This window comes from Streptomyces sp. NPDC001663 (assembly GCF_042893105.1).
Taxonomy (GTDB): domain Bacteria; phylum Actinomycetota; class Actinomycetes; order Streptomycetales; family Streptomycetaceae; genus Streptomyces.
On the sequence record NZ_JBIAUR010000005.1, the window covers coordinates 353,700 to 377,428 of the forward strand.

Below are 23,729 nucleotides of genomic sequence, written 5' to 3' on the forward strand. Positions count from 1 at the left end.
CCGAAATGACCAGTCAGACCACCCTGCAGTCCGTGCCTGCCCTGGGTACCCGCCCGGCCTCCGGCTCCAACCCGAGCCGCGCCGAGACCCGGGAGCAGCTCGCAAAGGCGTCGTACGACCTCCTTGTGATCGGCGGCGGCATCCTGGGCATCTCCACCGCCTGGCACGCCGCGCAGTCCGGCCTCAGGGTGGCTCTGGTCGACGCCGGCGACTTCGCCGGCGCCACCTCTTCCGCCTCCTCCAAGCTGCTCCACGGCGGTCTGCGCTACCTGCAGACCGGCGCGGTGAAGCTGGTGGCGGAGAACCACTTCGAGCGCCGTGCGGTCTCCCGCCAGGTGGCCCCCCACCTGGCGAACCCGCTCACGTTCTACCTCCCCGTGTACAAGGGCGGGCCGCACGGCGCTGCGAAGCTCGGGGCGGGCGTCTTCGCCTACTCCGCACTCTCCGCGTTCGGTGACGGCGTCGGTCACCTCCTGTCCCCCGCGAAGGCGGCGCAGGACGTGCCCGAGCTGCGCACCGAGAACCTCAAGGCCGTGGCCGTCTACGGCGACGACCAGATGAACGACGCGCGCATGGCGCTGATGACGGTCCGTGCCGCCGTCGAGGCGGGCGCGGTCGTCCTGAACCACGCCGAGGTGACCGGCCTGAGGTTCACCAAGGGCCGGGTGACCGGCGCCGACCTGCGCGATCGCACCTCCGGTGACGAGTTCGGCGTCAACGCCCGGCTTGTGCTCAACGCGACCGGCCCCTGGGTCGACCACCTGCGCCGTATGGAGGACGCGAATGCCGCTCCGTCGATCCGGCTGTCGAAGGGCGCGCATCTGGTCCTGAAGCGGACCTCCCCCTGGAAGGCCGCGCTGGCGACCCCGATCGACAAGTACCGCATCACGTTCGCCCTGCCCTGGGAGGACATGCTCCTTCTCGGTACGACGGACGAGGAGTTCGAGGGCGACCCGGCGGACGTCGCGGTCACCGAGAAGGACATATCCCAGATCCTGGACGAGGCCGCGTTCTCGGTCCGGGACCAGCAGCTGAGCCGTGACCTGATCACGTACTCCTTCGCGGGCCTGCGGGTGCTGCCGGGCGGTCCCGGCGACACCGCGAAGGCCAAGCGCGAGACCGTGGTGACGGAAGGCCGTGGCGGGATGCTGTCCGTCGCGGGCGGCAAGTGGACGACCTTCCGCCACATCGGCCGTACGGTGATGCAGAAGCTGGAGGCACTGCCGGGGCACCCCCTGGGCGACGACTTCGAGCCGATCTCCTCGCTGCCGAAGAAGCTGCCGCTGCCGGGTGTCGCCAACCCGCGCGCGGTCGCGCACCGGCTGCTCGTCGACCACCCTGCGCCGGGTCCGCGCATGGCGGCCGACACCGCCAAGCACCTGGCGACGCACTACGGTTCGCTGGCGTTCGACATCGCCCGTCTGGCCAACGACAACCCGGAGCTGGCTCAGCGGGTTCACCCCGACGCGCCGGAGATCTGGGCGCAGGTCGTCTACGCCCGGGACAACGAGTGGGCCGAGACGCCGGACGACGTGCTGCGCCGCCGTACGACGCTGACGATCCGGGGTCTGGCCACGGACGAGGTCCGCGCCAAGGTCCAGGACCTGCTCGACAAGAAGTGACCTGCTCGGAAACGAAGCAGACCTCGCGCCGGCCCCTTCCCTGACCAGGGCCGGCACGACCGGGAACGGCCCCTCTCCCCTGGGCGGCCGGATCCGCGAAGAGGGGCGACTCCATGCCGACGGAGCCGCCCTTCTTCGTGTGCCCCCGCCGTTGTCAGTGGCGGGTGTTTTCATGGGCGCATGAACAGTGATCAGGCCAGTCCCGAGGATCTCGCCGCGCTGCGTGCGGCGCTCGGCGTGGACGACGGCGGGGAGTCGGCGCTCGGCTGGGAGGCGGTGCGGGCCTTCGAGGCGGAGCACGGGGTGGTACTGCCCGAGCCGTATCGGACGTTCGTCGCGGAGGTGTCCGACGGGTCGTTCCAGGGGCCGCCGGAGTACGGGCTCGTGGGGCTGGCCGAGAGCGCCAAGGGACAGGATCCGGGCAAGCCTTTCCCGCTCACGGAGCTGTGGGTGTGGGAGGAGGACGACGGGGGGTACGAGGACCCCGACGCCGTCATCGAGCAGGTCGTCCACCACGGTTCGCTGAACCTGGGCACGGACGGTTGCGGGATGGACTGGCACCTGGTCGTCACCGGTCCGCAGCGGGGTCATCTCTGGCTCGTCACGGGCGAGGGCGCGCTGCCGCACGGCGCCGAGTTCGGCAGCACGGCGGCCGAAGCAGGATTCGCCGGATGGGTGAAGCACTGGTCCGAGGGCAACGACTGGTTCGAGGCCGAGTGAGATGCCGTCCGGTCAGTCGAGGGACTCCACGACCGACCGCACCGCCTCCGCGTCCCCCAACTCCTCGCGCCGCACGATCAGTTCGCGCCCCAACAGCAGTGCCCGCCGCGACGCCGGTACCGGGTCGGGCAGGGTCGTCAGGTCGGTCAGGTGGGCGAAGCCGATGATGCGGCGGATGATTTCCGTGCCGGCGTAGCCGAGGGACTCGGTCCAGACGCGGCGCAGGAAGCGGTCCAGGTAGGCGTCGTCGAAGAACGTGTCGACCCGGGTCGGCCACAGCCGGCGGAATTCGGTCTCGAACGCCTCCCAGGAGAGGCGGAGTTGGTCGCCGTGGTCGCTCAACCCGCCCAGCGCCCGGGCCCGTTCCTCCGACACCAGCGCGTTCGCCCAGTACAGGCCGAGGTCGTAGCCGATCGGGCCGACGAAGGAGAACTCGGGGTCGAAGACGCGGACGACGGGGGCGCCTTCGCGGGTGCCGACCATGATGCTGCCGGTGTGCAGGTCGCCGTGGAGGAGGGCCTGGGCGCCGGTCATGAAGGCGTGGCGCAGGTCGGCGACCTCCGTGCGGAGCTTCCCGTCCGCGCGGAACTCCGCCGCCAGGTCGTCCAACCCCTCGTGCCAGTGGTTGTGTTCGTGCTCGATGTACGGCTCGGAGAGGACCACGTCCTCGGTGATCTTGCAGAGCTCGGGGCTGACCGAGGCCGCGATCAGCGCTTTGCGGTCCGCCGACGCCATGCCGAAGTCGCTGGTCGCGAAGGAGAACTGGGCGACGAACTCGCCGATCCGGGCGGAGGTGTGGGGACCGTAGGACGCGCCCTCGTTGAGGAGCGTGCGCAGGACCTCCAGGTCGGACATGTCCTCCATGACGAGGGCGTAGTTCTCGGGGTCGTAGCCGTGGATCGCCGGGATCTTGTCGGGGGCGACCTTGGCGACCTGCTCGTAGGCGCGGGCCTCGGCGTCGGCGCGGTCCGGATTCATAGGCCAGGAGGGGCCGGCGACCCGGACCCAGGGCAGCGCCTGCTTGACGGCGAGGCTGCGGGTACCGTCCGCACTGGACGCCAGGAAGACGCGGTTCATGTTGCCGTCCGAGACCTCGCGGACGTGGATGTCGCCGACGTCCTCCCAGTGGCCCCGCTCGTGCAGGTAGCCGGGGATGTCGTCGGTCTCCAGGATGCGGTAGCCCATCTCAGAACTCCTCGAACTTCCTTATGCGGTACGGCGCTTGGACAACGTGAAGCTGAAGACGAGGGCGAGGATCAGTACCGCGCCCTCGACGACGTCCTGCGTGTAGTACGGCAGGCCCTTGATGGTCAGGCCGGTGGTGATGATGCCGATCAGGACGGCGCCCAGGGCCGTGCCCCAGACGTTCGGGCGGCCCCGGCCCAGGACCGAGGTGCCGACCAGGGCCACCGCCACCGCCTCCAGGAGTTGCGAGGTGCCGGCGCTCACGTCGCCCTGGCCGATGCGGGACGCCAGGATGAGGCCGCCGATCGAGGCGAGGACGCCGGAGATGACGTAGGCGAGGGCCCGGTAGGCGCCGACGCGGATGCCGGCCAGTCGGGAGGCCTCGGGGTTGGCTCCGATGGCGTACAGGATCCGGCCCCAGCGGGTGCGGGCGAGGAAGACCCAGGCGGCGATCGTCAGGCCGCCGAAGATCAGGACGGAGACGGGGATGCCGAGGACCGTCCCGCGGTCGATCTTCAGGAAGCCCGCGGTGAACCTGCCGGGTGCGGTGCTGCCGTCGGACATCGTCATGCCGGGGGTGATGGACTGGCCGTCGACCAGGATGAGTTTGCTGCCCTGGATCACGAACATCGTGCCGAGCGTTGCCAGCATGTCGGGGATCTTCAGTACGACGATGAGCAGTGCGTTGAGCAGGCCTGCCAGGGCGCCTGCCGCAAGCACCGCGATGATCGCGACCGTGCCGACCTGGTTGAAGACGACCATTGTCTGGGCTGCGACCGAGACGCCGAGGCCGGCGACCGCGCCCACGGACATGTCCATTCCGCCGACGGCCATGGTGAGCGTGACGCCGAGACCCAGGATGGCGGCCACGGAGACGTATCGCAGGGTGTCGAGGAGGGTCGCCGACTCGCGGAACGAGCCCTCGCTCAGCGCGAAGTACAGGAAGAGCGCGACCGTCACGAAGATGAAGCCGTACTTGATCACGGCGTTCTGGACGCGCACGGCGGTGGAGGTCGCGGGCGGGATCGCCGCCTTGGTGGGGACCTCGGTGCTCTGGGTGGTGGTCATGGGGTGCTTCCTTGGGCGGCGACGGCGGCGGCGACGGCGGGTGTCACACCGACGCCGAGATGGTCTGGATGACGCGGTCGCGTTCCGCGCCCTCGCCGTGGGCGTCGAGGTGGATCTCACCGGCGGCGAGCACGACGACCCGGTCGGCGATCTCGAGAATCTCGTCGACGTCGGCGGACAGGACTAGGACGGCCGAGCCCTCGCCGGCCAGGGCGCGGGCCCGGCGGCCGATGTCGCGGCGGGCGCCGATGTCCACGCCTCGGAACGGCTCGTCCAGGATGAGGACGCGGGGTGTCTCGGCGAGCCAGCGGCCGACGACGACCTTCTGCTGGTTGCCGCCGGACAGTTCCTCGACGGTGCTGTGCTCGTCGCGGGTGACGACACCGAGGGCGTCGATGGTGTCGCGGCCGAGGGCGTCCTCGCGGGAGCGGTTCACAAGTCCCGCCCGGGACAGGGACTTCAGGAACGGCAGTGAGATGTTCTGCGCCAGCGACCAGCCGGGCACGAGTGCGTCGGCGTGCCGGTCCTCGGGGACCAGGTGGATGCTGCCGCGGATGGCGTCGGAGGGGCGGCGGGGCTGGTACGGCTTGCCGTCCAGTTCGACCGTGCCGGTGGTGAAGGGCTCGGCGCCGAAGAGGCCGCGGGCCAGCTCGGTCTTGCCGGCGCCCAACAGGCCAACGACGCCGGTGACTTCGCCGGTGCGGAGGTCGAGGTCGAGCGGGGCGCAGCCTTCGAAGAGCCGTACGCCTCGAAGCGACAGCACGACATCTCCCTCGGCCCCTTCCCGCACCGGGCGGGCCGTGGTCGCCTCCTGGGCCTGGGCGAGCATCGCGCGCAGGGCGGCGTCCCAGTCGAAGGGCCTGGCCTGGTCCTCGGTGAGACGGCCGTCCCGCAGGACGACCAGGCGGTCGGCGAGCGCGTCGATCTCACCGAGGCGGTGGGAGACGTACAGCACCGCGATGCCGTCGTCCCGCATCTTCTCGACGAGCGCGAACAGGCGCTCCGCCTCGGCGGCGGAGAGGGCCGAGGTCGGCTCGTCGAGGATCAGCAGGCGGGGGCGGGTGGCCAGGGCGCGGGCGAGGATGAGCAACTGACGGTCGGAGATGCCGAGTTCACTCACGTCGCGGCGGAGCAGGCTGTCGCTCCAGTCGAGGCCGAGGCCCGCCTGGATCTCGCGGGCGCGGGCAAGGACCTTGCCGCTGCCCAGGAACGGGTTGCCGCGCTTCTGCGCCAGCTCCTCGAAGACCAGGTTCTCGGCGACCGTGAGGCCGGGCACGATGCCTTCGCCGATGCGCTGATGCACCGTCTGGATGCCCAACTGCCGGGCGGCGAGCGGCGATGGGAGTGCCGCGGGCTCCCCTGCGACCCGCACCTCCCCGCCGTGGTCCGTGTGCACGCCCGAGAGGATCTTGATCAGCGTGGACTTGCCGGCACCGTTCGCACCGAGCAGCGCGACCACGCTGCCCGGTGCGATGTCGAGGGAGACGGAGGCGAGCACCGTCTTGCCGCCGAAGGCCATGCTGACGTCCCGCAGGCTGACTGCGGGCTCGCCCTCAACAGCGGTGTCAGTGGGCGACATTGGGGATCCAGTCCGCGGTGCTGACCTTGGAGAGGTTCAGCGCGGGCAGCGCCTCGCGCAGCTGGTCCATATTCTCGATCTTGTTCTTGCGCAGGAAGTCCTGGGTGATGGCGACGGCCGGGAAGGAGACGGTGTCCTTGTTCAGCTGTCCGGCCAGCTCCAGGGCGGCCGTACGGACGACGGCGGCGCCGACCGCGGACGGGTCGGTGCCCGCCGTGGCGGCCCAGGGGCTGTTCGCCGCGGTCATGTTCTGGATGTCGGCGTTGGAGACGTCCGCGCCGAACACCTTCACCTTGTCCTGCAGCTTCTTGTTCTGGACGGCGAGGACGGTGCCCTTCGCCAACTCGTCGTAGGGGGCGAAGATGCCGGTCAGGTCGGAGTGCTGGGTGAGGGCGGCGGAGACCAGGGGAACGTTGTCAGTGGCCGTGGAGTCGGTGACCTTGCCGACCTTGAACTCCTGCGTCCAGCCCTGCGCGTCCAGCGTCTTCTTCCAGACGGTGTTGCGCTTGTCGAGGGCGGCGTAACCGGCCACGTTCACGTAGCCGACCTTGGCGTTCTTGCCGACCGACTTGGCCATGACGTCGAGGACGGCCTGGGCCATACTGGCGTCGTCCTGCTCGGTGCTGACCACGCCCTTGGTCTTGGTCTCGACGTCGTAGACGACGACCTTGATGCCCTTCTTCACGGCCTTGTCGATCTCCGGCTGGATGGTCGCCGGGAAGCCGTGGTCGATGATGATCGCCTGCGCGCCGGAGTTGATCGCCGAGGACAGGTCGGTGGCCTGCTTGGCGTTGTCGGCCTGGGCGTCGTACGTGGTCAGGTCGATGCCGAGGGCCTTGGCCTGCGCCTTGGCGCCGTTGCCCCACTGCTCGAAGTAGTCGCCGGCGCCGCTCTGCCGGACCAGGGCCACCTTGACCGTGCCCTTGCTGAAGGGGGCGGGCTTCTTGCCAGTGGCGGCGGAGGCGGAGGCCGCGGTGTCGCCGGTGTTCTTCGAGGCGTCCGTGGACTGGGAGCAGCCCGCGAGGAGGAGCGCGGAGGCGGAGGCCAGCGAGAGCGCGGCGAGGGGGACGCGGGTACGGGACATGAGGGGCTCCAGGTGCAAGGGGTGGCGCAGAAGGGAAGAGGGGGTGCTTGAACCGGAGCAGGGCAAGGAAAGCGCCAACACGCACAGGGATGGCGGGCGCACGCGCGGGCAGGGCGCGGCGGGGCTCCGGATGGGGTCAGCGACAGCTGGCCGTGGTCGACCGGAGCAGGTCCACGTACAGCCGCCGCACGAGCAGCAGCGTCTTCATGCCTAGATCATGAGAACGATTTCAGCCATGCGTCAAAGGGATGAATGCGCTTTCTCAATTGTTGAGACAACGACTACGTCACACCTGGTGGCCGTGGACTCGCGAGTTACCATCGCCTGACCGGCACCCGACCCGGCACAGTGAGGCCCTGATGACGACAACTCGCGCGACCGCGCTGCTCATGCCCTGCATGCGCCGCTGTCCCGGCGCGCTGTGTCGCGGCTGAATCCCTGTTCGCCGAAGTCTCCCTTTCCTCCTCGCCCGTCCGGTGCTTGTCTCGGTATCCGGACTTCCCTTCCAGACTCCTGGAGTTGCTGCCATGACCCTGCTGACGACCTGGTCCGAGTCCGGCCCGGAGACCCTTGTACGCCGCACCGCGGACCCCGCCGAGATCGCCGAGGCGCTCAAGCCGCTGGGTGTGCGCTACGAGCAGTGGCCGATCCGTGAGGACGTCCCCTTCGACGCCGACAGCGAGACGGTCTTCGCCGCGTACGGCCCCGAGATCGACAAGCTGAACGCCGAGGAGGGCTTCACCACCGTCGACGTGCTCGGCCTGCACCCCAGCGACGACCCGGAGTTCCCGGCGAAGGCGAAGGCGGCCCGCGAGAAGTTCCTGCAGGAGCACACGCACGACGACGATGACGAGGTCCGCTTCTTCGTCTCCGGCTCCGGCATCTTCTACCTGCACGTGAACGGTGAAGTGCACGCGGTCTTCTGCGAGAAGGGCGACCTGCTGGGCGTGCCGCGCGGCACCACGCACTGGTTCGACATGGGCACGAAGCCGTCGTTCACCGCGATCCGGTTCTTCCACGAGGAGGACGGCTGGATCGGCAACTTCACCGGTTCGACCATCGCGTCGCGGTTCCCGGACTACGACACGATCGCGGCGGGTTACCAGGCAGACAAGGGTGCAGTGTGACATTGCACTACGACGTGGACGCCGTGGTGCTCGACATCGAGGGCACCACGAGCGCCACGGGTTTCGTCGTCGACGTGCTGTACCCGTACTCGCGTTCCCGTTTCGGAGCGCTGCTCTCCGCGCGGCCCGACGATCCTGACGTGGCGCGGGCGGTCGCACAGGTGCGGGAAGACCTCGGCGAGCCCGACGCCGACAACGTTCGCATCGAGAAGGCCCTCAACGCCTGGCTCGACGAGGACCGCAAGGCCACCCCGCTGAAGACCCTCCAGGGCGTCATCTGGTCCGAGGGCTTCGCGCGCGGCGACCTCGTCTCGCACTTCTACGACGACGTCGTACCGGCACTGCGAGCCTGGCACGAGGCCGGCGTGCAGCTCTACGTCTACTCCTCCGGGTCGGTGGCGGCCCAGCGGGCGTGGTTCGCCTCCAGCCCGGAAGGCGATCTGCTGCCGCTGGTCTCGGGGTTGTACGACACCGAGAACGCCGGGCCCAAACAGGAGCCGGAGTCGTACGGCCGTATCGCCGGGGCGACCGGCATCGAGCCGGACCGTCTCCTCTTCCTCTCCGACCGGCCCGGCGAACTGGACGCGGCCCGCGCGGCCGGCTGGCACGCCGTCGGGATCCGGCGGCCCGGGGAGCCGTACTACGAGCAGGGCGTCGGGGACCACGCGCAGGCGGGGACGTTCGACGAGATCACCATCAGCACCACCGGGAGCACCACATGACCGACGGAATCAGCGCACTCGACCTCGAGGAGGCGGGGGCGGTGCTCGCCGCCGAGTCCGCACGCTTCGCCTCCTTCGGCTGGATGCGCGGCACCTCGGGGAACCTGTCCGTGGTGCTCTCGCGCGAGCCGCTGCGCCTCGCGGTCACCGCCAGCGGGCACGACAAGGGCGAACTGACGCCCACGGACGTGGTGTTGGTGGACGGTCAGGGAGCGGCCGTAGAGGGCGGGAAGCCGTCCGCCGAAGCCGAGCTGCACGCGCGCGTGGCCGCGCTGACCGGTGCGGGTGCCGTGGTGCACGTGCACACCGTCGCCTCGGTGGCTATGGGGAAGCGCGAGCCCGGCGGGATCGTCTTCAAGGACCTGGAGATGCTGAAGGGGGTCGGACAGCCGGCCCACGACGTCGAGGTGACGCTGCCGGTCATCGCCAACAGCCAGGACATGAAGGTACTTGGGGACCGGCTGGAGGAGGCGCGGGACACCCGGATGCCGGCGGTGGTGGTCGCCGGGCACGGGTTGTACGTGTGGGGCGCCGACCCGCGTCAGGCGCGGCATCACACCGAAGTGGTGGAGTGGCTGCTGGAGTTGGAGCTCACTAAGCGCTGACACCGAGCTGACTGAGAGCCGACACCGAGAAGGGGTCCCCGAGTTCGGGGACCCCTTCCTTCTCCGTCAGGTGATCCGCCTACTTCAGGTGATCCGCGGGGAGCTGACCGGACGCGACCTCCAGCACACCCCGCTCCGTCACCAGCCCCGTCACCAACCGGCCCGGCGTCACGTCGAACGCCGGGTTGTGTCCGCGCGACTCGGCGGGCGCCACCCGCACCCCGGCCCACTCCAGCACCTCGGCCTCGCCGCGGAGTTCGATGTGGATGTCGTCGCCGGTCTTCGTCGACAGGTCGACCGTGGTCGTGGGCGCCGCCACCAGGAACGGAACGCCCGCGTCGGCGCAGGCCAGCGCCACGCCCACCGTGCCCACCTTGTTCGCCGTGTCGCCGTTGGCCGCGATGCGGTCCGCTCCGACGATCGCCGCGTCGACCTCGCCGCGCAGGATGGTGCCGGCGGCGGCGCCGTCGGCCTGGACGTAGTGCGGGATGCCCTCCTGGACCAACTCCCAGGCGGTCAGGCGGGATCCCTGCAGCAGGGGGCGCGTCTCGTCGGCATAGACGACGTCGAGGCGTCCGCGCGCGTGCAGTTCGCGGATGACGCCGAGTGCGGTGCCCCAGCCGGCTGTCGCCAGCGCGCCCGTGTTGCAGTGCGTGAGGATGCGCAACGGCCGCTCCACACCCACCTTTTCGAGCAGCCATTCGGCGCCGTACGCGCCCATCGCGCGGTTCGCCTCGACGTCCTCGCGCTGGACGGCGGCGGCCTCCTCGAGCACCGCGTCGAGGCCCTCGCCGAAGCGCGTCATGACGCGGTCCACGCACACCATGAGGTTGACGGCGGTGGGCCGGGCCTCGCGGACGCGGGCGACGGCCGTGCGTATCTCGCCGTCCGTCCAGCCCTCCCGCTGCCCCTGGAGGATCGCGAGCGCGACACCGTACGCCCCGGCCGCCCCGATCGCGGGGGCGCCGCGCACCACGAGGCGCTGGATCGCGTCGACCAGGGTGTCCACATCGCGGACATCCATCGTCTCGGTACGGTGCGGGAGCAGAGTCTGGTCGATCAGCGCGAGGCCGGTTCCGGTCCAGTGGACGGCGCGCAATTCATGGGACATGGCGGACACTCCTGCAGTTCCTGGGGGTCTCGTCACGGTACATGACCTTGAAGAACCACAGTTCGAGACAGTCGAGCGGGTGTCCGAATGTCCGGTGTACAGTCCACCCACTCGCAGCCCACCAGTCGAGACGAGGGAGGACGAGTGCTGCTCACCAAGCGCCGCTTCCTGGACTTCGGCCGGTGCGCCGGCGACGGCTGTCGACTCTGAGTCGCACCCTGAGCCGCTGAGCCGCCCCCACCTCAGCCCTGGCCCCGTCGCCCGCCCTCACCCTCGCACGCTCACCGTCGAGCGCTCCTTGCCGCAGCCCCCGGAAGGTTCCCCCGATGCACCGCAGATCCCGCCGTACCCTGCAAGTCGCCGCCGCCACCGCGCTCCTGGTCACCGCGGCCACGGCCTGCAACGCCGCCGCGAAGAACGACGCCTCCACCAGTGCGAGCGGTGGCAGCGGCAAGTCCTTCACCCTGGTCACGCCGGACGCCGTCGGGCAGAACGAGTTCCTGAAGCTCGCCGTCACCGGCGTCAAGGCCGCGGCGAAGCAGCACGACGGGTCGCAGAAGGTGTACGAGTCGACGGACACCGCCTCGCAGCAGCAGAACGTGCAGGCCGCCGTGGAGGCGAAGCCCGACGTCATCGTGCTGGTCGGCTTCGAGTTCGCCGACCTCGTGGCGCAGCAGGCCAAGGCGCACCCCAAGCAGCAGTTCCTGATGATCGACGCGTGCACGACGAAGACGTATCGGAACGTCAGCTGCGCGGTCTTCCGCGAGCACGAGGGCGTGTACCTCGCGGGCGCCGAGGCAGGTCTGCTCAGCAAGTCCGGCAAGGTCGGCGCGGTCGACGTGCTCGACACGCCCCAGTTCCGGCGCTACAGCGACCCGTTCGCGGCCGGCGCCAAGAAGGTCGCCGCCAAGACCCAGACCTCCACCCGCTTCGTCGGCGGCCAGTCCCCGTTCGACGACTCGGCGCGCGCCAAGGAACAGGCGAACTCGCTGCTCTCCAAGGGCTACGACCAGATCATGGCGGCGGCCGCGGCCGGCAACTACGGCGTCTTCGAGGCCGCGAAGGCCAAGAGCGCGTTCGCGTACGGCGTCGACGTCAACCAGTGCCCCTCGTCGCCCGGCACGGTCGTCGACAACGTGATCAAGCGCACGGACGTCGCCGTGCAGAAGGGCATCGACGCGGTCCTGGGTGGCAAGGCGGGCACGACCGTCTCGTACGGCCTGAAGGAGGGCGGCATCAGCCTGACCGGTCTGGAGTCCGGCGTCGACTCGTCGAAGTGCGTGATCGCCGACCACAAGGACGTACTGAAGAAGGTCGAGGCGCTGCGCGACCAGATCGTCGCCGGGAAGCTGAAGGTCGATGACCCCGCCGCAAGCTGATACGGACGTCGCGGTCGAGCTCCGGGGAATCACCAAGCGGTTCCCCGGCACGCTCGCCAACGACTCCGTCGACCTGACCGTCCGCCGCGGCGAGATCCACGCGCTGATGGGCGAGAACGGCGCCGGCAAGTCCACGCTCATGTCGGTCCTGTACGGCATGGAGCGCGCCGACGCGGGCTCGATCCGCATCGACGGGCGTGAGGTGAGCTTCGCCAGCCCGAGCGACGCCATGGCCGCCGGGCTCGGCATGGTCCACCAGAGCTTCAAGCTGTTCGACTCGCTGACGGTCGCCGAGAACGTGGTGTACGCCGCCGAGCCGCGCCGCTTCGGCCTGGTGGACCGGGCCGCGGCCCGCCGCCGGGTGCGCGAACTCGCCGCGGAGCACGGGCTGGCGGTCGATCCGGACGCCCGGGTCGGCGAGCTGCCGGTGGGGCTGCGGCAGCGCGTGGAGATCCTGAAGCTGCTGCACCGCGGCGCCCGTACGCTCATCCTCGACGAGCCGACCGCCGTGCTCACGCCCGCCGAGGCGGACGCCCTGTTCGTAGTGCTCAAGTCCCTTGCAGCGCAGGGACGTTCGGTCATCCTCGTCACGCACAAGCTGCGCGAGGTGCTGGAGGGCAGCGACAACGTGACGGTGCTGCGCGACGGCCGGGTCGTGGCTCGGCTGGTCACCGCACAGACGTCCGCCGATGAGATCGCGGCCGCGATGACCGGCCGCGCGGTCGAGTTGGACCGCATCCATACGCCGGGCACGCCGGGCGACGTCGTCCTCGATGTCTCCGGTCTGAGCACCGACGCCGTGCACGAGGTCGAACTGGCCGTACGAGCAGGGGAGATCGTCGGTATCGCGGGCGTCGCGGGCAACGGGCAGAGCGAGCTGATCGAGGCACTCGCCGGGCTGCGGCCGGTCACGGCCGGGCGGGTGTCGCTGAAGAGCCAGGACATCACCCACGCCTCGGCCACCGAACGCCGGGCGCTGGGGCTGGCGTACGTGCCCGAGGACCGGCACGCGGTCGGTACGGCCCCTGCGGCCTCCGTCGCCGACAACCTCGCGATGGGCCACCACCGTACGAGCCTGTCCTCCCGAGGTCTGCTCCCGCCCGCGGCCGTCCGCGCCCACGCGCGCAAGCTCGTCGAGCGCTTCGGCATCAAGGCGTCCACGCCCGACGTGCCCGCCTCCGCGCTCTCCGGCGGCAATCTGCAGAAGCTGCTGATCGGCCGCGAACTCGCCCATGACGCACCGCTGTTGCTCGTCGAGCAGCCCACCCGCGGTGTCGACATCGGCGCCATCCAGAACATCCACGACGAGCTGATCTCCTACCGCGACGCCGGTCACGCGGTCCTGCTCGTCTCGGCCGAGCTGAGCGAGATCCGCGGGCTGGCCGACCGGGTGCTGGTGATGTACGAGGGCCGGGTGACGGCGTCGTACGCGAAGGACGAGGCGGACGAACGGACGCTGGGGCTGGCCATGGCGGGCGCGCCCGAACAGACCAGTGGTATGTCACATTCCACTGACGCCGTGGAGGCCGTCGACTGACATGAACCACCGCATACTCGGAGCCCTCCGCTCCCCCATCACCTTCTCCGTCCTCGCCGGCGTCCTCATCGGCGGGCTCTTCCTCGTCGGCACCGGTGCGGACCCCGTCTCGGCCTACGAGGCGGTCCTCACCGGCTCGCTCGGCGCCGACGGCATCGGCTCCACCCTGTCCACCGGCACCAGCGTCCTCGGCATGGCGCTCGCGCTGGCGATCCCGCTGCGGGCCGGGCCGATCAACCTCGGCGGCGACGGACAGATGGTGCTCGGCGGCATCACGGCGGCCGTGACCGGTCTGTACTCGCCGCTCCCCGCGCCGCTCACCGTCGTACTGGCGCTGCTCGCGGGCATGGCGGCCGGTGCCGCGTACGCTGTCCTCGCCGCCCTCTGCGAGAACCACCTCGGCGTCCCGCTCCTGGTCAGCAGCCTTCTCCTCAGCTACCCGGCGGTGTCGCTCGCCTCCTACCTGGCGCGCTATCCGCTCAAGGACCCCGGCTCCAGCCTCCCGCAGACCCGTGCGCTGCCCGACGGGGTGGCACTGCCCGCCTTCGGCGACTCGACGGTGACGGTGGGCCTCGTCCTGGTCGTGCTCGCGGCCGCCGCCTACTGGTTCACCGACAAGCGCACCGCCTTCGGATACGAGATCCGCATGACCGGCCTCAACGCCCGCTTCTCGGCGTACGCGGGCGTCGAACGCCGGGGGCTGACCCTGAAGTTGATGTCCGTGTCCGGCGCGCTGGCCGGACTCGTGGGCGCCGTCGGGGTGTTGAGCTTCCCGTACCGCTTCGTCGACGGCTCGCTGACCGCACCCGGCTACACCTGGACGGGACTCACGGCCGCACTGCTCGCGTTCGCCGCGCCGCTCGGCACGGTGATCGCGTCGTTCTTCTTCGCCGTCCTCCAGGTCGGCGGGCTCGCGATGGAGCGGACGACCGAAGTGCCGCGCGAGCTGACCCAGGTGCTGCAGGCCGTGGTGATCGTGTTCCTGGCGGCCCGACTGCGCTTCCCCAGCCGGTGGTTCGACCGTCGCAAGGAGGCGGTGTGATGTTCTTCGACTCCGATCTCCTGATGTCGGCGCTGCGCGCGCTGACCCCGATCCTGCTGGCCGCGCTGGGCGGGGCCGTCTGCGAGCGGGCGGGCGTGTTCAACATCGGCCTCGAAGGCATGATGCTGCTGGGCTGCTTCACGTCCGTGGCCACGAGCTGGTTCACCGGCAGCCCCTGGCTCGGGGTGCTGGCCGCAGCCCTCGCGTCCGCCGCCTACTCGCTGATCCTGGCCGTCGGCGCCGTGACCCTGCGCGGGGACGCGGTGGTGCTGGGAATCGCCATGAATCTCCTGGCAGTTGGCCTTACCAGCTTCCTCCTCCGTACGGTCTTCGGTGTGCAGGGCACTTTCGACGATCCGTCACTTGCCGGGCTGCCACTGGTCGGCGGCTTCACTCCGCTCGCGTATCTCGCCTGGCTGGCGGTCGCGGTGGCCGCGGTGCTGCTCTCGCGGCACGTGTGGGGGCTCAGGCTGCGCGGGGTCGGCGAGGCACCGGACGCGGCGGCGACGCTCGGGGTGAGCCCGGCGAAGTACAAGTACGCGGCCGTGCTGGTCTCGGGCGTGCTGTGCGGTCTGGCCGGTGCCCAACTCGCCCTCGGCAACGTCACGTTGTTCTCCGAGAACATGACCGCCGGCCGCGGCTGGATCGCCGTGGTGGCGGTCATGCTCGGGCGTGCCGCGCCCGTCGGTGTGCTGCTCGCCGCGCTGCTCTTCGGCCTCGCCGAGGCCGCCGGTTTCCGCCTCCAGGGCCTCGGCCTGCCGCAGCAGGCGACCGACGCCGCGCCCTACGTCGTCACGCTCGGCGCCCTCTTCCTCACGACGGCCCGCCGTCGCCGTACCCGCCCTTCCACCGGAGCCGCCTCATGACGCAGGACCTGCTGCCCATCACCCGGATACCGCGCACGGGACTTCCGGCGCACGCGGTCGTCGTCGGCGACCCGGCGCGCGCGGCCGCGGTCGCCGCACTGCTCGACGGTGCCGAAGAGGTGTCGTACCACCGCGAATACCGTGTGTTCAGCGGGAGTTGGAAGGGACTGCCGGTCGCCGTCGCCTCGCACGGGGTGGGCGCGCCGGGGGCGATCCTGCTGTTCCAGGAGCTGGCGGACGCGGGGGTCCGCACCTTCCTGCGGTTCGGTACGGCGGGCGCGATGAAGCCGGGCATCGGCGACGGCGACCTGGTCATCGCGGAGGCGGCCGTACGCGACGACGGCGTCACGCACCAGCTGCTGCCGCCCGAGTACCCGGCGGTCTCCTCCCCCGAGGCCGTCTTCGCACTGCAGCGGGCGGCCCGCGAGACCCAAGTCCCGCACCACCGCGGCATCGTGTGGACGCGGGCGGCCTTCCAGCCGGGTCTGATTCCGCTTTTCTCGTACGACGGTGCCGGGCTCGCCGCCATCGAGATGGAGCTGTCCGCGCTGCTGGTGACGGCCTCGCTGCGTGGGCTCGTCGCGGGCGGTGTGCTCGTCGTCGATGGCGCGAATGCGGACGAGCTCGTCGACGAGGAGGGCACCGGCGGGTACAACCCGCATCGGGACGTCGTCGCGGCGGGCGTCGAGCGCGGTGCGGTGGTGTCGCTGGAGGCACTGCGACTGCTGGCCGAGGAGTGTCAGGCGTGAGCATCGACCTGTTGGTGCACGGCGGTGATGTGCTGACCGTCGACGAGTCCGGAACCGTCGTGCGGGACGGGGCGGTTGCCGTCCACGAGGGCGAGATCGTCGCCGTCGGACCGGCCGAGGAGCTGAAAGCGCGGTTCACAGCCGCCGAGGCCATTGACGCCGCGGGCTGTCTCGTCCTGCCCGGCCTCGTCAACACGCACACGCATCTCGCCATGACCCTGCTGCGCGGCCGGGCCGACGACGTCACCCTCCAGGGCTTCCTGGAGCGGGTGCTGCCGGCAGAGGCCGAGCTGCTGGCGCCGAAGAACGTGGCGGCGGCGGTGCGGCTGGCGATCGCCGAGAGCGTACGGGCAGGGGTGACCTCGGCACTCGACATGTACTGGTTCCACGAGGCGGCCGAGCAGGCGGCCCGCGAGTCCGGCTGGCGGCTGCACTCCGGCCCCACCTTCATGGACGTACCGGAACCGCCCGACGGCATCGCCTACGAGGACCGGATGCAGTGGGCGCGACGGGACCTGGAGGCGCGCGGCGCGGCTCGTCCCGGCCACCGTCCCGTGGTGTTCGCCCACTCCACCTACACCCTCTCCCCCGACCAGCTCACCGAAATCTCGGCCTTGGCACGGGAGTTCGGGGCCCTGCTGCACATCCATGCCGCCGAGAACGCGACCGAGGTCGCCACCGTCGAGGCCAAGTACGGCAAGCGGCCCGTCGAACTGCTCGACTCCCTCGGCGTGCTCGGCCCCGACGTACTGCTCGCGCACGCCGTGGATCTCACCGGGCCCGAGATCGCGGCGCTGGCCCGTACCGGCACCTCGGTCGCGCACTGCCCGGTGTCCAACCTGAAGCTGGGCTGCGGGATCGCGCCGGTGCCGCGGCTGCTGAGCGCCGGCGTGACGGTCGGGCTCGGCACCGACGGGGCCGTCAGTTCCAACACGCTGGACGTGCTGGGCGCCGTACGGCAGGCCGCGCTGGTGCACAAGGCGGGCGGCGACCCCACGGCTGTCGGAGCCGCACAGGCCGTACGCATGGCGACGATCGAGGGTGCGCGGGCGCTGGGGCTCGGGGAACAGCTGGGCTCGCTGGAGGCGGGCAAGCGGGCCGACCTGATCGTGCTCGACCTCGGCGGCGCACATCTTCGGCCGCTGCACGACCCGTGGTCGACGCTCGCGTACGCCGCGCACTCGGCGGACGTGCGGGACACCGTCGTCGACGGGCGGGTGCTGATGCGGGACCGGGTGCTGAGGACCCTCGACGAGGCAGCCGTGGTCGCCGACCTGGAGATCCTCGCCCTGAGCTGAGCGTTCGCAGTCCCGTTCAGCCCACTGAACCCCCATAATGGCCTGAGACATCGGATGTCTGAACGACAGGGAGGCCGGTCATGGCAGTCACCGACGAGGCGATCGAGAAGATCAAGGGAATGATCGTCTCCGGCGCGCTGCGCCCCGGCGACCGGCTGCCCAAGGAGAGCGAGCTCGCCTCCGAGCTGGGGCTGTCCCGCAACTCCCTGCGGGAGGCGGTGCGCGCGCTGTCGCTGATCCGGATCCTGGACGTGCGGCAGGGCGACGGCACGTATGTGACCAGCCTGGATCCGCAGCTGCTGCTGGAGGCGCTGAGCTTCGTCGTCGACTTCCACCGCGACGACACGGTCCTGGAGTTCCTAGCCGTGCGCCGCATCCTGGAGCCGGCCGCCACGGCGATGGCGGCCTCCAGGATCAGTGAGCAGCAACTGGGCGCGCTGTCGGCCCAGTTGGACAAGCTCGGGGACGCGCCCTCGGTGGAGGAGCTGGTCGCCTGCGACCTCGACTTCCACCGGGGCATCGTGCAGAGCTCCGGCAACTCGGTGCTCTGCTCGCTGCTGGACGGCCTGTCGGGGCCGACCACCAGGGCCCGCATCTGGCGCGGCCTGACCCAGGAGGACGCGGTCAGCCGCACCCTGCACGAGCACCGGGCGATCCTGGCCGCCCTGCGCGACCGGGACGCGGAGGCGGCGCGGTCCTGGGCGACGGTGCACATCGCGAGCGTGGAGCAGTGGCTGCGATCCACTCTGTGAGTTTCGCGGCGGAGCCGCATGTCGACGCGGCCCGCGCCCCGAGGTCGGGACGGTCCCCGGGGTGAGAGGCCCGGGTGTTTCAGGGTGGCGAACGGGGCAGTGATCCGTTCACTCCCCCGTGCAAGGGGGCTGCGGGCGCCCCCGCCGCACGCCGTAAGGTTGGGTGGTCAAGCGAGGGCACGTCGGAAGGAGGCCTGGGTGATCGAGCTCGAGGGGGTTCCCGAGCTGATCGACCCGGTCATGGTGGCCGCGTTCGAGGGCTGGAACGATGCCGGTGACGCCGCCTCCACCGCGGTCGCGCATCTGGACAGGGAGTGGAAGGGCGAGGTGTTCGCGGCGCTGGACGCCGAGGACTACTACGACTTCCAGGTGAACCGCCCCACGGTGTGGATGGACGGCGGCGTGCGCAAGATCACGTGGCCGACGACAAGGTTGTCGGTGGTGCGGGTCGGCGGCGAGAAGCCGCGCGACCTCGTGCTGGTCCGAGGCATCGAACCGTCGATGCGGTGGCGCTCGTTCTGCAACGAACTGCTCGGCTTCGCCCACGAGCTGGGCGTGGAGCTGGTCGTCATCCTCGGCGCCCTGCTCGGCGACACCCCGCACACCCGCCCGGTTCCGATCAGCGGCACCACGTCCGACGCGGACCTGGCGCAGCGCATGGACCTGGAGGAGACCAAGTACGAGGGCCCCACGGGCATCGTCGGCGTCCTCCAGGAGGCGTGCACACACGCGGGCGTACCGGCCGTGTCGCTGTGGGCTGCCGTGCCGCACTACGTGTCGCAGCCGCCGAACCCCAAGGCGACGCTGGCCCTGCTCAACCGCCTCGAGGACCTGATCGACGTGCGCATCCCGCTGGGCGAGCTGCCCGAGGACGCGCGGGCGTGGCAGGTGGGCGTGGACCAGCTGGCCGCGGAGGACAGCGAGGTCGCCGAGTATGTGCAGACGCTGGAGGAGGCCCGGGACACCGCGGAACTGCCGGAGGCGTCGGGCGAGGCGATCGCCCGCGAGTTCGAGCGGTATCTGCGGCGCCGGGACGGACGTACGAAACCTCCGAAGCCACCGAGGCCCGGAATCGACGACGAAGAGTCGTCGGAGGAATGAACCGTTGAATCACCGAGGGCGGTGCGCATGAGGCGCACCGCCCTTCTTTTGTGTACGAGTCGGCGTCAACAGGCCCCCGTATCCCATCAGTTGTCAGTCGCCTCTGCAGCATTTGGCCGGATTGCGACGTGACATCTACTTCAGGACGGATTGCACACGGTACCCAATTCAACTTGTTTTCAAACCGAGTTGGTGAAGACGGTCTGGACGCCTCGCCGACGGCGTGCTTGGTTGTGCACCGATGGCCACCCGCACGGACCGAAGGGAGCGGTACCCGATGAGCGACCAGGTACAGCCGGCGCAAGGGCCGGGAACGTCCGGGCCGGGGCCCGACGGCGCGGGATTCACCTATCGAGGAGCCGAGCAGGAACTGATCGTCGTCGCCCGTCCCGAGGCCCGGCTGCGCGCCCAGGCCGAGGGCGTCCGGTCGGCGGCGGGGGCCGACGTCTCCTCGCTGAACATGTTCCTCAGCGACGAACAGCTCGCGCTGGAGCCCCTGTTCGGCAGCGAGGAGCGGCTGCAGCAGCAGACCGCGGCCCCGGGCGACGGGAACGTGCCCGACCTCGCGCTGTTCTACCGGGTGCGCGGCGGCGAGAGCCGCGCCCAGGAGCTGCGCTCGCGGATCGCCGCGCTGCCGGGGATCGAGACGGCGTACGTGAAACCCGGCGCCGTGCCCGCCTCCCTGGGGCAGGTCGGGCGGAACGACGACGGCGCAGTCGACAGCCGGCGGCTGAAGGAAGGCGCGCCCGTCACGCCCGACTTCAGCAGCCGTCAGGGCTATCTGCGCCCCGCGCCCGAGGGGATAGACGCCCACTGGGCCTGGCAGCGCCCCGGTGGGTCGGGTCAGGGGGTGACGGTCATCGACGTCGAAGGCGCCTGGCAGTTGGGCCATGAGGACCTGGCCGCCAAGCTGGCCGGCGTCGTGGTCGGCACCCCGCTGACCGATCTCGCCTGGCGCAACCACGGCACCGCCGTGATCGGTGTGATCGGCGGCGACCGCAACGAGTACGGCGTGAACGGCATCGTGCCGGAGGCCGTGACCGCGGCCGCGTCCTTCCAGGGCATCGGTACGGCGGCCGCGATCCACGCGGCGGCCGACCGGCTCGGACCCGGCGACGTCGTACTGATCGAACTCCACCGTCCCGGACCGCGGTTCGAGTACGCGGAGCGCGACGACCAGCGCGGCTACATCGCGATCGAGTGGTGGCCGGACGACTTCGCGGCCATCCGGTACGCCACAGCCAAGGGGGTCCTCGTGGTCGAGGCGGCCGGCAACGGCTCCGAGTCGCTCGACGACGCGGTATACGAGCGCCGCCCCGACGAGTTCCCGGAGTGGTGGCGCAACCCGTTCAATCCCTCCAACCAGTCCTCCGGCGCCGTCGTGGTCGGCGCGGGCGCACCGCCGCCCGGCACGCACGGCCGCGATCACGGCCCGGACCGGTCGAGGCTGGCGTTCTCCAACTACGGTGCCCGCGTGGACGCGCAGGGCTGGGGGCGCGAGGTCACGACCACCGGCGGCTTCTGGGACCGGCCCGGCGATCTGCAGGGCGGGCCCGAGGAGATCGCCTGGTACACGGACACGTTCTCCGGGACCTCCTCCGCCTCCCCGGTGGTGGTCGGCGCCCTGGCCGCGCTGCAGGGCATGCTCAAGTCGGCGGCCCAGCAACCGATGTCCCCGGAGCGCGCCCGCGAGGTGCTGCGGGCCACGGGCTCCCCGCAGCAGGACGCACCGGGCCGGCCCGCCTCCCAGCGGATCGGCAACCGGCCCGACATCAAGGCGGCGGTCACCCATCTGCTGCCGCAGGCGGTCGGCTCGGGCCAGGCCGAACGGTACTGGGACGAGCTGCTGCCGTACCCCCGTGAACTCCCGCCGAGGCTACGGCTGTTCGTGGCCGGCGCCTGGCGCAACCTCAACCGCCCGTCCCCGGAGATCCGCCAGGCGGTGCACTCCGCCTTCGCGGGGGGCCGGCCCGACGTCCGGGTGTGGTTCTCGGACGACGAGATCGTCGGCCTGGTCGTCACGGGCTGACGCATCGCAACACAGCAACAACCGACCCATCAAGGCAAGTCCATCAAGGGAAGGTGACACCCGCATGAGCACCACCCCGCAGATGAGCCAACTGGGACAACAGCAAGGCCAGCAGTTCCCGAGCACATCGCCCCACCAGCAGTACCAGCAGCAGCCGTTCGGGCAGCAGCAGGGCTACGGCCAGCAGCAGCCGTTCGGGCAGCAGCAGCAGCCGTTCGGCCAGCAGCAGCCCATGGGTATGGGCATGGGTATGGGCTCGCTGGAGGAGCTCCAGCAGCTCGGCCAGCAGCAGCCCTTCCAGCAGCTGCTCCAGCAGCTCGGGCAGCTCGGGCAGCTCGGGCAGCTCGGGCAGCTCGGGCAGCAACAGGGCTACGGCCAGCAGCAGGGCTACGGCCAGCAGCAGCAACAGCAACAGCAGGTCGAGCAGCAGGTGCAGCAGCAGCTCCACCAGATCGCACAGGTCGCGGTGCAGCACGTCCAGCAGCAGGTCCAGGCCCAGGTGCTGCAGGCCGGCATCGCGGACGGCTACATCGACGTCGTCCAGCCGCTGCCGGGCCAGCCCAGCCTGATCGCGCTGCGCATCAACGGCCAGCTGAGGATCTTCGCCAACCCGAACGCCCAGACCCACGACCAGGTCCAGGAGGCCTTCGCCTTCGGCCACCAGGTGATCGGTATCTGGGACTCCGGTTCTCCGCAGATCCTGCGCAGCATCCAAATCCGCAAGTTCTGACCAGGACCGGGTGACCCGGGCCGGGTGACACTCACCCGGTGAACACGAGGGGCGCTTCCACCCGCGGGGAGGAAGCGCCCCTTCTCCGTGCCTGCCGTGGCTACAGGGCCACGCCCAACAGGGCGTCCACGGCACGCGATACGACACCGGGGGCCCCGATGTCCGTACCGCCCTGTTCCTCCTGGAGTCCGGCCCAGCGGTCGACCGCGGCGAGCGCGGCCGGGGCGTCCAGGTCGTTCGCGAGGGCCTCGCGGATCTCCTCGACCAGGGCCTCGGCGGGCGGTCCGTCGGGCCGGGAGACGGCGGCGCGCCAGCGGCCGAGCCGGGCCACGGCGTCCTCGAGGACCTGGTCGGTCCACTCCCAGTCGGACCGGTAGTGGTGGGCGAGCAGCGCCAGCCGGATCGCGGCCGGGTCCACCCCGTCGCGCCGCAGCTTGGACACGAACACCAGGTTGCCCTTGGACTTGGACATCTTCTCGCCGTCCAGGGCCACCATGCCGGCGTGCACGTACGCCTTGGCCATGGGGAACTCGCCGGTCAGCACCTGGGCGTGCGAGGCACCCATCTCGTGGTGCGGGAAGGCGAGGTCGGAGCCGCCGCCCTGCACGTCGAAGGTCATCCCGAGGTGGTCCAGGGCGATGGCCACGCACTCGATGTGCCAGCCGGGGCGACCGCGCCCCAGTGAGCCGCCGTCCCAGCTGGGCTCGCCCTTGCGGGCGGCCATCCACAGCATCGGGTCGAGCGGGTTCTTCTTGCCCGGGCGGTCCGGGTCGCCGCCGCGCTCGGCGGACAGCAGCCGCATGGCGGCCGCGTCCAGGCCCGACACCTTGCCGAAGTTGGGGTCGGACTCGACGGAGAAGTAGATGTCGCCCTCGAGCTCGTAGGCGGCACCGGCGTCCCGCAGCCGCTCGACGAGCGGCACGATGCCGGGTATCGCCTCGACCGCGCCTATGTAGTGCTGCGGGGGCAGCATCCGCAGGGCCGTCATGTCCTCGCGGAAGAGGGCGGTCTCCTTCTCGGCGAGGGCGACCCAGTCGACGCCGTCACGGTGTGCCCGCTCGAGCAGCGGGTCGTCGACGTCGGTCACGTTCTGGACGTAGTGAACCTGCCGCTTGGTGTCGAGCCACACGCGCTGAACGAGGTCGAACGCGTTGTAGGTCGCCGCGTGCCCCATGTGGGTCGCGTCGTACGGCGTGATGCCGCAGACGTAGAGACGGGCGACGGGACCGGGGTCAAGGGAGACCAAGCCACCGGTCGCGGTGTCGTGGATCCTCAGGTCGCGGCCCTGACCAGGCAGGGCGGGGACCTCGGAAGCGGGCCAGGCATGCATGTCATGAGCCTAACCGGACGGAAGTTCCGTATACGAACCGGACCGGGCCGGATGGCCGGTAAGGCGGTCTTGCGCGGTACCGGCCAGTGTGCT

22 protein-coding genes are annotated in these 23,729 nt (G+C 70.7%); 15 read left to right on the top strand and 7 right to left on the bottom strand.

What is annotated here, in order from left to right; all coding sequences use genetic code 11:
- Positions 1-5 precede the first annotated feature (5 nt).
- Both ACFY1L_RS18570 and ACFY1L_RS18575 read left to right on the top strand, forming a co-directional pair.
- Positions 6-1,622 carry an FAD-dependent oxidoreductase gene (locus ACFY1L_RS18570; protein WP_388824756.1) on the top strand — a complete coding sequence of 539 codons (1,617 nt, stop codon included), beginning with the start codon at positions 6-8 and terminating at the stop codon, positions 1,620-1,622.
- A gap of 180 nt (positions 1,623-1,802) precedes the next feature.
- Positions 1,803-2,342 carry an SMI1/KNR4 family protein gene (locus ACFY1L_RS18575; protein ID WP_388824759.1) on the top strand — a complete coding sequence of 180 codons (540 nt, stop codon included), beginning with the start codon at positions 1,803-1,805 and terminating at the stop codon, positions 2,340-2,342.
- Between the two features lie 12 nt (positions 2,343-2,354).
- On the opposite strand, the gene mtnK is transcribed toward ACFY1L_RS18575, so the two are convergent.
- The 4 genes from mtnK to ACFY1L_RS18595 are packed head-to-tail and all read right to left on the bottom strand — an operon-like array spanning position 2,355 to position 7,258.
- A complete protein-coding gene (gene mtnK / locus ACFY1L_RS18580; RefSeq protein WP_388824762.1) occupies positions 2,355-3,527 on the bottom strand; it encodes an S-methyl-5-thioribose kinase in 1,173 nt (390 codons plus the stop codon).
- A 21-nt stretch (positions 3,528-3,548) separates the two neighbouring features.
- On the bottom strand, positions 3,549-4,595 hold the full coding sequence (locus ACFY1L_RS18585) for an ABC transporter permease (protein ID WP_388824765.1): 1,047 nt from the start codon (positions 4,593-4,595) through the stop codon (positions 3,549-3,551).
- A 43-nt stretch (positions 4,596-4,638) separates the two neighbouring features.
- Positions 4,639-6,174, bottom strand: a complete 1,536-nt coding sequence (locus tag ACFY1L_RS18590; protein ID WP_388824768.1) for a sugar ABC transporter ATP-binding protein — start codon at positions 6,172-6,174, stop codon at positions 4,639-4,641.
- On the bottom strand, positions 6,161-7,258 hold the full coding sequence (locus ACFY1L_RS18595; RefSeq protein WP_388824771.1) for a substrate-binding domain-containing protein: 1,098 nt from the start codon (positions 7,256-7,258) through the stop codon (positions 6,161-6,163). Before ACFY1L_RS18595 ends, ACFY1L_RS18590 begins: the two co-directional genes overlap by 14 nt.
- A 527-nt stretch (positions 7,259-7,785) precedes the next feature.
- Between ACFY1L_RS18595 and ACFY1L_RS18600 the strand changes: the two genes are divergently transcribed.
- From ACFY1L_RS18600 to mtnB, 3 genes are read left to right on the top strand one after another with little or no spacing between them, the layout of a single operon-like run.
- Entirely contained in the window at positions 7,786-8,385 is a 600-nt protein-coding gene (locus ACFY1L_RS18600; RefSeq protein WP_388824774.1) for an acireductone dioxygenase, read from the top strand.
- Positions 8,382-9,107, top strand: coding sequence for an acireductone synthase (gene mtnC, locus ACFY1L_RS18605; protein WP_388824777.1), 726 nt, complete (start codon positions 8,382-8,384; stop codon positions 9,105-9,107). Before ACFY1L_RS18600 ends, mtnC begins: the two co-directional genes overlap by 4 nt.
- Complete coding sequence (gene mtnB / locus ACFY1L_RS18610; RefSeq protein ID WP_388824780.1) at positions 9,104-9,712, top strand: methylthioribulose 1-phosphate dehydratase; 609 nt, start codon at positions 9,104-9,106, stop codon at positions 9,710-9,712. Before mtnC ends, mtnB begins: the two co-directional genes overlap by 4 nt.
- Positions 9,713-9,791: 79 nt before the next feature.
- Here the strand turns inward: mtnB and mtnA are convergent, their stop codons facing one another.
- Positions 9,792-10,823 carry an S-methyl-5-thioribose-1-phosphate isomerase gene (gene mtnA / locus ACFY1L_RS18615; RefSeq protein WP_388824783.1) on the bottom strand — a complete coding sequence of 344 codons (1,032 nt, stop codon included), beginning with the start codon at positions 10,821-10,823 and terminating at the stop codon, positions 9,792-9,794.
- A 326-nt stretch (positions 10,824-11,149) separates the two neighbouring features.
- Here mtnA and ACFY1L_RS18620 point away from each other — a divergent pair, with 326 nt between their 5' ends.
- From ACFY1L_RS18620 to ACFY1L_RS18660, 9 genes are all read left to right on the top strand, one after another.
- Entirely contained in the window at positions 11,150-12,202 is a 1,053-nt protein-coding gene (locus tag ACFY1L_RS18620; protein WP_388824786.1) for a BMP family ABC transporter substrate-binding protein, read from the top strand.
- Positions 12,183-13,739 carry an ABC transporter ATP-binding protein gene (locus tag ACFY1L_RS18625; protein ID WP_388824789.1) on the top strand — a complete coding sequence of 519 codons (1,557 nt, stop codon included), beginning with the start codon at positions 12,183-12,185 and terminating at the stop codon, positions 13,737-13,739. The genes ACFY1L_RS18620 and ACFY1L_RS18625 overlap by 20 nt, the downstream gene beginning before the upstream one ends.
- Position 13,740: 1 nt before the next feature.
- The gene (locus tag ACFY1L_RS18630; RefSeq protein WP_388824792.1) at positions 13,741-14,781 is read left to right on the top strand and encodes an ABC transporter permease; all 1,041 of its coding nucleotides are present in this window, start codon (positions 13,741-13,743) and stop codon (positions 14,779-14,781) included.
- Entirely contained in the window at positions 14,781-15,647 is an 867-nt protein-coding gene (locus ACFY1L_RS18635; RefSeq protein WP_388824795.1) for an ABC transporter permease, read from the top strand. Before ACFY1L_RS18630 ends, ACFY1L_RS18635 begins: the two co-directional genes overlap by 1 nt.
- The gene (locus ACFY1L_RS18640; RefSeq protein WP_388824798.1) at positions 15,644-16,396 is read left to right on the top strand and encodes a nucleoside phosphorylase; all 753 of its coding nucleotides are present in this window, start codon (positions 15,644-15,646) and stop codon (positions 16,394-16,396) included. Before ACFY1L_RS18635 ends, ACFY1L_RS18640 begins: the two co-directional genes overlap by 4 nt.
- A complete protein-coding gene (locus ACFY1L_RS18645; protein WP_388824800.1) occupies positions 16,393-17,694 on the top strand; it encodes an amidohydrolase in 1,302 nt (433 codons plus the stop codon). The genes ACFY1L_RS18640 and ACFY1L_RS18645 overlap by 4 nt, the downstream gene beginning before the upstream one ends.
- A gap of 80 nt (positions 17,695-17,774) precedes the next feature.
- Complete coding sequence (locus ACFY1L_RS18650; protein WP_388824803.1) at positions 17,775-18,446, top strand: FadR/GntR family transcriptional regulator; 672 nt, start codon at positions 17,775-17,777, stop codon at positions 18,444-18,446.
- Between the two features lie 198 nt (positions 18,447-18,644).
- Entirely contained in the window at positions 18,645-19,547 is a 903-nt protein-coding gene (locus ACFY1L_RS18655; RefSeq protein ID WP_361259872.1) for a PAC2 family protein, read from the top strand.
- Positions 19,548-19,824: 277 nt separating this feature from the next.
- Positions 19,825-21,576 carry a S8 family peptidase gene (locus ACFY1L_RS18660; protein WP_388824807.1) on the top strand — a complete coding sequence of 584 codons (1,752 nt, stop codon included), beginning with the start codon at positions 19,825-19,827 and terminating at the stop codon, positions 21,574-21,576.
- Positions 21,577-21,619: 43 nt separating this feature from the next.
- On the opposite strand, the gene ACFY1L_RS18665 is transcribed toward ACFY1L_RS18660, so the two are convergent.
- Positions 21,620-22,051 (bottom strand): hypothetical protein, encoded by a 432-nt coding sequence (locus tag ACFY1L_RS18665; protein ID WP_388824810.1) that lies wholly within the window; start codon positions 22,049-22,051, stop codon positions 21,620-21,622.
- Between ACFY1L_RS18665 and ACFY1L_RS18670 the strand changes: the two genes are divergently transcribed.
- On the top strand, positions 22,043-22,306 hold the full coding sequence (locus ACFY1L_RS18670; RefSeq protein ID WP_388824813.1) for a hypothetical protein: 264 nt from the start codon (positions 22,043-22,045) through the stop codon (positions 22,304-22,306). The two genes, ACFY1L_RS18665 and ACFY1L_RS18670, sit on opposite strands and share 9 nt — an antisense overlap.
- Positions 22,307-22,406: 100 nt before the next feature.
- Here the strand turns inward: ACFY1L_RS18670 and mshC are convergent, their stop codons facing one another.
- The gene (gene mshC, locus ACFY1L_RS18675; RefSeq protein ID WP_388824815.1) at positions 22,407-23,636 is read right to left on the bottom strand and encodes a cysteine--1-D-myo-inosityl 2-amino-2-deoxy-alpha-D-glucopyranoside ligase; all 1,230 of its coding nucleotides are present in this window, start codon (positions 23,634-23,636) and stop codon (positions 22,407-22,409) included.
- Positions 23,637-23,729: the final 93 nt, after the last annotated feature.